This window comes from Candidatus Sodalis sp. SoCistrobi (assembly GCF_900143145.1).
Classification (GTDB): domain Bacteria; phylum Pseudomonadota; class Gammaproteobacteria; order Enterobacterales; family Enterobacteriaceae; genus SoCistrobi.
In genome coordinates this window covers 1-10,128 of record NZ_FRDB01000102.1, presented here as the reverse complement: position 1 = coordinate 10,128, position 10,128 = coordinate 1, and the positions used below count along the sequence as shown (strand labels likewise).

General features: G+C 59.8%; 5 protein-coding genes and 4 pseudogenes. 4 read left to right on the top strand and 5 right to left on the bottom strand.

Translation table 11 applies throughout. The features are described from left to right. From CINSTRO3249_RS16550 to gppA, 3 pseudogenes are all read left to right on the top strand, one after another. Positions 1-110: pseudogene (locus tag CINSTRO3249_RS16550) on the top strand (IS110 family transposase); the annotation flags it as partial. Positions 111-125: 15 nt separating this feature from the next. Next, a pseudogene (locus tag CINSTRO3249_RS08550) lies at positions 126-323 on the top strand (ATP-dependent RNA helicase RhlB); the annotation flags it as partial. A gap of 7 nt (positions 324-330) precedes the next feature. Further along, positions 331-1,832: pseudogene (gppA, locus tag CINSTRO3249_RS08545) on the top strand (guanosine-5'-triphosphate,3'-diphosphate diphosphatase). Between the two features lie 186 nt (positions 1,833-2,018). On the opposite strand, the gene rep reads toward gppA, so the two are convergent. Continuing rightward, the gene (gene rep, locus CINSTRO3249_RS08540; protein WP_074012970.1) at positions 2,019-4,046 is read right to left on the bottom strand and encodes a DNA helicase Rep; all 2,028 of its coding nucleotides are present in this window, start codon (positions 4,044-4,046) and stop codon (positions 2,019-2,021) included. A gap of 159 nt (positions 4,047-4,205) precedes the next feature. Beyond that, complete coding sequence (gene ilvC, locus CINSTRO3249_RS08535; protein ID WP_074012969.1) at positions 4,206-5,684, bottom strand: ketol-acid reductoisomerase; 1,479 nt, start codon at positions 5,682-5,684, stop codon at positions 4,206-4,208. A 194-nt stretch (positions 5,685-5,878) separates the two neighbouring features. Here ilvC and ilvY point away from each other — a divergent pair, with 194 nt between their 5' ends. Beyond that, a complete protein-coding gene (gene ilvY, locus CINSTRO3249_RS08530) occupies positions 5,879-6,766 on the top strand; it encodes an HTH-type transcriptional activator IlvY (protein ID WP_074012968.1) in 888 nt (295 codons plus the stop codon). A gap of 40 nt (positions 6,767-6,806) precedes the next feature. Here the strand turns inward: ilvY and ilvA are convergent, their stop codons facing one another. The 3 genes and pseudogenes from ilvA to CINSTRO3249_RS08515 all read right to left on the bottom strand — a co-directional run. After that, positions 6,807-8,360, bottom strand: coding sequence for a threonine ammonia-lyase, biosynthetic (gene ilvA / locus CINSTRO3249_RS08525; RefSeq protein ID WP_074012967.1), 1,554 nt, complete (start codon positions 8,358-8,360; stop codon positions 6,807-6,809). A 6-nt stretch (positions 8,361-8,366) separates the two neighbouring features. After that, positions 8,367-9,857: pseudogene (ilvD, locus tag CINSTRO3249_RS17190) on the bottom strand (dihydroxy-acid dehydratase); the annotation flags it as partial. A 24-nt stretch (positions 9,858-9,881) separates the two neighbouring features. Continuing rightward, the coding region (locus CINSTRO3249_RS08515; RefSeq protein WP_143146887.1) for an integrase core domain-containing protein at positions 9,882-10,128 on the bottom strand (247 nt) is incomplete at its 5' end.

Genomic DNA, 10,128 nt, shown 5'->3' with positions numbered 1-10,128 from the left:
AAGGAGGTAAAGTAGGCATCTGCGCGGCAATGCGAAAATTACTCCAATTAGCTTATGGTGTCTTAAAATCTGGAATACCCTTCGATGAAAATATAGCTCTTGCATCATGATGAGCAAGACGGTATCTGGCGTGTGAAGAATATGCATTGAATCTTACCGCCATAGAAAGCTATATTGGCCATCAGATCCCCGTCAGTAAATATAACAGCGACGCGCTGCTGACCGACCTGCCCGCGCCAAAACGGTTGACCCGCCCCCGCACCGGCAGTGGTCCCCGCCGCAGCGGCGGCGGCCCGCGCCATAACCGTAAACGTCCGGGCTGATACGTAGATGATAAGCGCCACCTCTCTTTATGCCGCCATTGACTTAGGCTCCAACAGTTTTCATATGTTGGTGGTGCGTGAGGTGGCCGGCACCCTTCAGACGCTGGCGCGAATCAAACGTAAAGTGCGGCTGGCCGCCGGACTGAACGGCGATAACCGGCTATCCAGCGACGCCATGCAGCGGGGCTGGCAGTGCCTGCGCCTGTTTGCCGAGCATTTGCAGGATATTCCTCCCGCTCAGGTTCGCGTGGTCGCCACCGCTACCCTGCGTCTGGCCACCAACGCGGCGGATTTTCTCGGCCCGGCCAGTACCATTTTGGGCTGCCCGGTGCAGGTCATCTCCGGCGAAGAAGAAGCCCGGCTTATCTATCAGGGCGTCGCCCACACCACCGGCGGCTCCGATGAGCGTTTAGTCGTGGACATCGGCGGCGGCAGCACCGAGCTGGTCGTGGGGCGCGGCGCGCAGGCGCTGGAATTGTTCAGTCTGGAAATGGGCTGCGTCACCTGGCTGGAGCGTTATTTCAACGATCGCAGCCTGACCCGGGAAAACTTCGAGCGGGCGGAGCAGGGGCGGCGCGCGAAAAAATCCGGCCGGTCGCCTTTCGGCTGTTGGCCCGGGGCTGGCAAGTGTGCGTCGGCGCCTCCGGCACCGTGCAGGCGCTACAGGAAATTATGGTCGCCCAGGGCATGGACGAGCACATTACCCTCAGCAAGCTGTTGCAGCTTAAACAGCGCGCTATTCATTGCGGCAAGCTCGAAGAGCTGGAAATCGAAGGATTGACGCTGGATCGGGCGCTGGTGTTCCCGAGCGGGCTGGCGATTCTGCTGGCGGTGTTTGCCGAGCTGGGCATCAAGACCATGACCCTGGCGGGCGGCGCGCTGCGCGAGGGCATGATGTACGGCATGATGGCGCTGCCGGTCGGCGGCGACATCCGTCAGCGTACCCTGGAAAATCTGCAGCGCCGCTATCAGTTGGATACCGAGCAGGCGCAGCGGGTGACCCGGCTGGCGGACGGTTTTGCCCGCCAGGTGGCCGAAGCCTGGCAGTTGGACGAGCGATGTTTCGCCCTTCTGCGCTGCGCCAGCATGATCCACGAAATCGGTCTCAGTATTGATATAAAACGCGCTCCGCAACACGCCGCCTATCTCGTCCGCCATACCGACCTTCCCGGTTTCACTCCCGCCCAGCAAAAGCTTATCGCTACGCTACTGCAAAATCAGAGCAATCACATCGACTTAACTCAGCTCAATGAGCAAAACAGCCTGCCGCCGCGTCTCGCCCAGCGCTTGTGCCGATTAATGCGGCTGGCGATCATTTTTGCCAGCCGCCGCCGCGACGATGCGCTGCCCGCGGTTGAGCTGCGCGCCATGGAAGAGACGTTGCATGTCATGTTACCTCACGGCTGGTTGCACCAGCATCCGCTGCGGGCGGAATACCTGGAGCAAGAAAGCCAGTGGCAGAGTTATGTCCACTGGCCCTTATTGCTGGAAGAAACGCCGCAGGGCTGAATCGCCGGGCCCCCTCAACATCACCCGATCCGTTGCAGGAAACGCCGTAACGCTGGGCCGCCGCATTCTCGATCACCATCAACCGATCCGTCGCAGGAAACGCCGCAACGCTGGGCCGCTGGCGCCCCGCTCACCGTCTGCGCACCACCCGCCGAAACCGCGCCTCCGGCCAACATGGCGAGAGCATTAGTCGCCCTCGCCGCGCGCCTTGGCCAACTGGGCGCGCAGGCTGGCCAGATGCCCCTGGCCGCGGCTCATGCGCTCCTCGGCGCTAACCGGTTTGCGTACCTGCTCCCATTGCACCTCGTCCTGGGGCAACTCAAGCAGGAAACGGCTCGGCTCTGGCTTGACCAGCTCGCCGTATTGGCGCCGCTCGCGGCACAGGGTGAAGGTTAATTCCTTTTGCGCGCGGGTAATACCGACATAGGCCAGCCGGCGCTCCTCTTCGATATTGTTCTCGTCGATACTACTTTGATGCGGCAACAGGCCCTCTTCCATGCCGACCAGGAACACATAGGGAAACTCCAGCCCCTTGGAGGCATGTAACGTCATCAACTGCACCTGATCGAGTTCTTCTTCGCTCTCGCCGCGTTCCATCATATCGCGCAGGGTGAAACGGGTGACCACCTGATCCAGCGTCATCGCCTCATTCAAATCGGAACCGGTCAGCATTTCGGTCATCCAACTGAAAAGTTGGTTGACATTTTTCATGCGCATTTCCGCCGCTTTCGGGCTGGTGGAACTCTCATACAGCCAGCTTTCATAGTCGATGCCGTGAATAAGTTCACGCACTGCGGCCACCGGATCTCGCTCCGCCTGTCTGGCGACGCCGTCCAGCCAGTGGGTAAACTGTTGCAGCGACTCCAGGCCGCGGCCGCTGAGCGTTTGCCCGAGGCCCAAATCAAAACTGGCGGTAAACATGCTCTTGTCGCGCTGCGTCGCCCAGGTGCCCAATTTGGCCAGCGTCGCCGCGCCTATCTCCCGGCGCGGCGTATTCACTATCCGCAAAAACGCGCTATCGTCATCGGGGTTGGTCAACACGCGCAGATAGGCGAGCAAGTCCTTAATCTCCGGCCGTGAAAAAAACGACGTCCCGCCGGAGATGCGATAAGGAATGCGGTTTTGCATCAGCATCTTTTCAAACAGCCGCGACTGGTGATTGCCGCGATACAAAATGGCGTAATCGCGATAACGAGTTTTGCTGATGTAGTGGTGAGCGATCAGCTCCCCCACCACCCGCTCAGCCTCGTGATCTTCATTGTTGGCGGTAATAACTTTCAGGATCTCGCCATAGCCCAGGCGGGAAAAAAGGCGTTTTTCAAAAACATGAGGATTGTTGGCGATAAGTATATTGGCGGCATTCAGGATGCGCTCGGTGGAGCGATAATTCTGCTCCAGCTTGATAACCGCAAGCGTCGGGAAATCTTGTTGCAGCAACGCCAGATTTTGCGGCCGCGCGCCGCGCCAGGAGTAGATCGATTGATCGTCGTCGCCCACTACGGTGAAACGGCCCCGCGGCCCCACCAGCAGCTTCACCAGTTCATACTGGCTGGTATTGGTATCCTGATACTCATCCACCAGCAAATAGCGCAGCCGGTTTTGCCAGCGCTCGCGCACCGCCTCGTCGCGCTGCATAAGCTGGGTCGGCCGTAGAATCAAATCATCGAAATCCAGCACATTGCAGGCGATAAGATGGTCGTCATAGAGTGCATAGCAATGGGCGAACAACTTATCCCGTTCGGAACGGGCGGCGGCGGCCGCCTGCGCCGGCGACAGCAGATCGTTCTTCCAGTTGGATATGGCGGAGGTCAGCGACTTGAGCAGGTCTTTGTCCCCTTCCAGCCACGGCTCGGACAGATCTTTAAGCAGCGCCAGTTGGTCTTGCTCATCAAACAGCGAGAATTTGGCCTTCATGCCCAGCGCCTTATATTCGCGCTTGATGATAGCCAGCCCGAGCGTATGGAACGTGGCGACGGTCAGCCCGCGCGCTTCTGCACGACCGAGCGTTTGCGCCACCCGCTCCTTCATCTCCCTGGAGGCTTTATTGGTAAACGTCACCGCCGCGATATGCCGCGCCTGATAGCCGCAACCGCGGATCAGATGGGCGATTTTATTGGTGATAACCCGCGTTTTGCCCGAGCCGGCGCCGGCCAGCACCAGGCAGGGTCCGGTGACGAATTCGACGGCTTGCTGTTGGCTTGGATTGAGGCGCATACATGAATCCCGGGCAAAAACGGTGGTGTGAACGGAGGGGGATTGTAGCAGAAAGCGGCGCCGGGGTTTATCCCCGCGGCGGGCAAAAAAAACCCCCGCCGGACGGCGGGGGCTGAAGTTTGCATGGCGCGTCACCCGTCGGGATGACCCTGCCGCCGGTCAGTTCGCGACCGCGATGCGTTTCATATCCTTCATGTAGCCACGCAGTTCGGCGCCCACGATTTCAATCGGATGCTGGCGGATAGCCTCATTCACATCGCGCAGACGCGCATTGTCGATTTCACCGTCGGCCACCGGTTTACCCAGATCGCCCGCCTGCAATTTGCCCATAAACGCGTCTTTCAGCAACGGCACGGCGGCATTGGCGAACAGATAGTTGCCGTACTCGGCGGTGTCGGAAATGACCACGTTCATTTCATACAAACGCTTGCGCGCAACGGTGTTGGCGATGAGCGGCAATTCGTGCAGCGATTCGTAATAGGCCGACTCGGCGATAATGCCGGAACGGGTCATGGTTTCAAACGCCAGCTCTACGCCGGCTTTTGCCATGGCGATCATCAGTACGCCGTGATCGAAGTAGGTCTGCTCGCTGATTTTGCCGTCGAACTGCGGCGCATTCTCGAACGGCGAACGGCCGGTTTCTTCACGCCAGCCGAGCAGTTTAACATCATCGTTGGCCCAATCGGCCATCATGCCGCTGGAGAAGGCGCCGGTGATGATATCGTCCATATGTTTTTCAAACAGCGGCTGCATCAGTTGCTTGAGCTGCTCGGACAACGCATAAGCGCGCAATTTCGCGCTATTGGACAGCCGGTCCATCATCAGCGTGATGCCGCCCTGTTTCAGCGCTTCGGTGGTGGTTTCCCAGCCGAATTGAATCAGTTTGCCGGCATAGGCCGGGTCGACGCCATCGGCAACCATTTTGTCGAAGCACAGCAGCGAGCCGGCCTGCAGCATGCCGCACAGAATGGTCTGTTCGCCCATCAGATCCGACTTGACCTCGGCGACGAAAGAGGATTCCAGCACCCCGGCGCGATGGCCGCCGGTGGCGGCCGCCCAGGCTTTGGCCAGCGCCATGCCCTCACCCTTCGGATCGTTTTCCGGGTGCACGGCGATAAGGGTCGGCACGCCGAAGCCGCGCTTGTACTCTTCACGCACCTCGGTACCCGGGCATTTCGGCGCCACCATGATAACGGTGATGTCGCCACGGATTTGCTCACCCACTTCAACGATGTTGAAGCCGTGGGAATAGCCCAACGCGGCGCCTTGCTTCATCAGCGGCTGTACCGCCTGCACCACGGCGGAATGTTGCTTGTCCGGGGTCAGGTTGACCACCAGGTCTGCTTCCGGCACCAGCTCTTCATAGGTGCCGACGCGGAAACCGTTTTCGGTCGCCTTGCGCCAGGAGGGACGTTTCTCGGCAATGGCTTCTTTACGCAGCGCGTAGGCAATATCCAGACCGGAGTCGCGCATATTCAGCCCTTGGTTCAAGCCTTGGGCGCCACAGCCGATGATCACCACTTTTTTGCCTTTCAAGTAGCCCGCTTCATCGACGAATTCATCCCGGCTCATGAAACGGCATTTACCTAACTGCGCCAACTGCTGACGCAGGTTTAAGGTGTTGAAATAGTTAGCCATCTAGCAACTCCATCATCAAATATAAGGGCTTGCCGCCGGCGTTCGCCCGCGGACAGGATTCTTCTCTGCCGACCACTATAAAGCAGGAAAAGCATTGCTTAAATTGATATATTAACAACCTGACCTTGCAGAATCTGCAATACACCTTGCCGACAATACGCGACGGTGGGTTCATTCACTCTCGGGGCGAATTCATGGATATCCGCGACCTCAAGTTGTTTCTCCACCTGGCGGAAAGCCGCCATTTCGGCCGTAGCGCCAAGGCGATGCACGTCAGCCCGTCGACCTTGTCGCGCCAGATCCAGCGCCTGGAAGAGGACGTCGGGCAGACGCTTTTTCTCCGCGACAACCGCACGGTGCAATTGACCGACGCCGGCCAGCAACTCAAAGAGTTCGCGCAGCAAACCCTGCTGCAATACCAGCAGTTGCGCCACCGCCTCGGCCAGCATGGCCCCTCGCTCAGCGGCGAACTGCGGCTGTTCTGCTCGGTGACCGCCGCCTACAGCCATTTGCCGCCGATACTCGATCGGTTCCGCGCCGAGCACCCGCTGGTGGAAATTAAACTCACCACCGGCGACGCCGCCAATGCGCTGGATAAAGTGCAGTCCGGCGAAGCGGATTTGGGGATTGCCGGCCATCCCGAAATCCTGCCGGCGAGTATTGACTTCACCCCGATCGGCGAAATTCCCATGATTTTAATCGCGCCGGCGCTGCCTTGCCCGGTGCGCGCCCGGGTGAAGACCCCACAGCCTGACTGGTCGCACACCCCGTTCATACTTCCGGAGCACGGTCCGGCGCGCCGGCGTATTGAACTGTGGTTTCGCAGCAACCATATCAGTAATCCGCTGATTTACGCTACCGTTGCCGGCAATGAAGCGATTGTGTCGATGGTGGCACTGGGCTGCGGCATCGCGCTGATCCCGTCGGTGGTGATGGACAATTCGCCGGAGCCGGTGCGCAGCCGCATTACCCTGCTGGAGCACGGCACCCCGGTCGCGCCGCTGGCGCTCGGGGTGTGTGCGCAAAGAAAACGGCTACAGGAACCGCTGATCGACGCCTTTTGGCAACTGCTGGAACGCTGACCGGCGCCAGTATATGCACAGGCACCGGCCGCCAGCGCAGTTAATCCGCCAGGAACAAACGAAACGCCGGATTGGCGGTGACATCGTGGCATTCATAGCCCAAAGCCGAGAGATGATGATCAAACTCCGGCTCACGCTCCGCCAGTTCAAAGCCCGCCAAGACCCGACCGAAATCCGTGCCGTGGCTGCGGTACTGGAATAAGGTAATATTCCAGCGCGTGCCCAGCGTGTAGAGGAATTTTAGCAATGCGCCCGGGGATTCGGGGAACTCGAAGCTATACAAACGCTCGCGCAGCGGTTTCGACGGCCGTCCACCCACCATATAGCGGACGTGCAGCTTGGCCATCTCGTCATCGGACAGATCCGCCACCTGATAACCGCCGGCAACCATCTCCGCCAAGATTTCCTCGCGCTCCTCGCGCTCCTCGCGCCCGCGGGTCAGCCTGACGCCGACGAAAATACAGGCGTTGTCGGCATCGCTGTAGCGGTAATTGAACTCCGTTACCGGCCGGCCGCCCAGGAGCTCGCAGAAGGCCAGAAAACTGCCCTTCCTTTCCGGGATGGTCACCGCCATCAGCGCCTCGCGTTGCTCGCCCAGCTCGCAGCGCTCCGAGACATAGCGCAGGCCGTGGAAATTGACGTTAGCGCCGGACAGTACGTGCGCCAGACGCTCATCGCGGATGCCGTGTTGTTGGACATATTTTTTCATCCCCGCCAGCGCCAGCGCGCCGGAGGGTTCGGCAATCGCCCGAACGTCCTCAAACAAATCTTTTACCGCCGCGCATATCGCGTCGCTGTCCACGGTGACCACATCATCAAGGTAATCGCGGCAAAGACGGAAAGTTTCATCGCCGATACGCCTGACCGCCACCCCCTCGGCAAACAGACCGACGCGCGGTAAATCCACCGGCTCGCCGGCCTGTAGCGCCGCCGCCAGACAGGCGGACTCTTCCGCTTCCACGCCGATGACTTTAATCTGCGGCATCAGGTGTTTTATCAGCACCGCCACGCCCGCCGCCAAACCGCCGCCGCCCACCGGTACAAATATGCGGTCCAGATGGGCGTCTTGCTGCAACAGCTCCATCGCCAGCGTCCCCTGCCCGGCGATCACCGCCGGATGATCAAACGGCGGCACAAAAGTCATATGACGTTCGCGCGCCAGCGCAATGGCTTTGGCCTTGGCTTCATCAAAGTTGGCGCCGAACAACAGCGGCTCGCCGCCGAAGCCGCGCACCGCATCCACTTTGATATCGGCGGTATTAACGGGCATGACAATAAGCGACGGGATGCCGAGCCGGCTGGCGGACAACGCCACCCCTTGGGCATGGTTGCCCGCCGAGGCGGTAATAACGCCGCAGGCGCGCTGTGCTTCGCTGAGCCCCGCTATCATCGCGTAAGCGCCCCGTAGTTTAAAGCTGTGCACCGGCTGACGGTCTTCACGTTTCACCAGTACCGTGTTGCCGAGGCGTTCCGACACTTTATTCATCACCTGCAGCGGCGTCACCTGGGCCACTTCATACACCGGCGCGCGTAATGCCGCGCGCAGGTACTCTGCAGGGCAGGGCTCGGCGGAAAACGGTTGAGACTCAGCCATGGTGCCTTATCCTCCCAACTTGGCTTTATCGCGCACCGCGCCTTTGTCGGCACTGGTTGCCAAACTAGCATAGGCTTTCAGGGCGAACGACACCTGCCGTTCGCGGGCGACCGGCGTCCAGGCCGCAGCACCGCGCGCCAGTTCGGTTTCGCGCCGCGCCGCCAGCTCGCTGTCGGCCACATCCAACACAATCCCGCGGCCGGCAATATTGATATCGATAATATCGCCATCGCGCACCAGTCCGATCAGGCCGCCGCTGGCGGCTTCCGGCGACACATGGCCGATAGACAGCCCCGAGGTACCACCAGAAAAGCGGCCATCGGTGATCAGGGCGCAGCTTTTGCCCAGTCCCATGGATTTAAGGAAGGTGGTCGGGTAAAGCATTTCCTGCATCCCCGGACCGCCTTTCGGGCCCTCGTAGCGGATAACAACCACATCGCCGGCAACCACCTTACCGCCGAGGATCGCCTCTGACGCGGCTTCCTGGCTTTCATAGACTTTGGCCGGACCACGGAATACCAGGCTGCCTTTGTCGACGCCGGCGGTTTTCACTATACAGCCGTCTTAGGCAATGTTGCCGTACAGCACCGCCAGCCCGCCGTCCTGGCTGTAGGCGAATTCACGGGCGCGGATACAGCCTTCCTGACGGTCGGTGTCCAGCGACGGCCAGCGACAGTCCTGAGAAAACGCCTGAGTGGTACGAATGCCCGCAGGACCCGCGGCATACATGCTTTTTACTGCCGCGTCATCGCTCACCATGACATCAAAGCGCGCCAGGGTTTCCGGCAGCGACAAACCGAGCACATTGCGCACCTCGCGATTAAGCAGCCCGCTGCGATCCAGCTCGCCGAGAATGCCGATGACGCCGCCGGCGCGGTGCACATCTTCCATATGATACTTCTGGGTGCTGGGGGCGACCTTGCATAAGTGCGGCACTTTACGCGACAGGCGGTCGATATCCGCCATGGTAAAGTCCACTTCGCCTTCCTGCGCCGCAGCCAGCAGATGGAGCACGGTGTTGGTGGAGCCGCCCATAGCGATATCCAGGGTCATGGCGTTTTCAAATGCCGCTTTGCAGGCGATACTGCGCGGCAGCGCGCTGGTATCATCTTGTTCATAATAGCGTTTTGCTAAGCCGACGATACGCTCACCGGCGTTCAAAAACAGTTGCTTGCGATCGGCGTGGGTCGCCAGCAGCGAACCGTTGCCCGGCTGCGAAAGACCGAGCGCCTCGGTGAGGCAGTTCATCGAGTTGGCGGTAAACATCCCCGAGCACGACCCGCAGGTTGGGCAGGCGGAACGCTCGATCTGGTCGCTATCCTCATCCGAGACATGGGGTTTGGCGCCTTGGATCATGGCGTCTATCAGGTCCAGTTTGATGATTTTGTCCGACAGCTTGGTTTTCCCGGCTTCCATCGGGCCGCCGGAGACAAAAATGACCGGTATGTTCAGGCGCAAGGATGCCATCAGCATGCCGGGAGTGAATAACCCCGAGTTTATTAGAGAGTAATTTTGGCAATACTACGCCGCTTCCTCTGATGCTAATTGCAAAGCGTAATAGTTCATTTCGGCTTCAGTAGGAGGGATGTAACCCAGCCGCCCGAGCAGCCTTCTGTTGTTGTACCAGTCCACCCAGTCCACCCAGTCCACCCAGTCCAGCGTGGCCAACTCCACTTCCGTCCGGTTTTTCCAGCTCCCGCGGTGGATAACCTCCGTTTTGTACAACCCGTTGATACTCTCTGCCATCGCATTATCGTAGGAGTCGCCG

Excerpts from the sequence above, each read along its gene's own strand:
- ilvA (WP_074012967.1), bottom strand. The coding sequence starts at position 8,360 with ATGGCTGAGTCTCAACCGTTTTCCGCCGAGCCCTGCCCTGCAGAGTAC.
- rep (WP_074012970.1), bottom strand. The coding sequence starts at position 4,046 with ATGCGCCTCAATCCAAGCCAACAGCAAGCCGTCGAATTCGTCACCGGA.
- ilvY (WP_074012968.1), top strand. The coding sequence starts at position 5,879 with ATGGATATCCGCGACCTCAAGTTGTTTCTCCACCTGGCGGAAAGCCGC.
- ilvC (WP_074012969.1), bottom strand. The coding sequence starts at position 5,684 with ATGGCTAACTATTTCAACACCTTAAACCTGCGTCAGCAGTTGGCGCAG.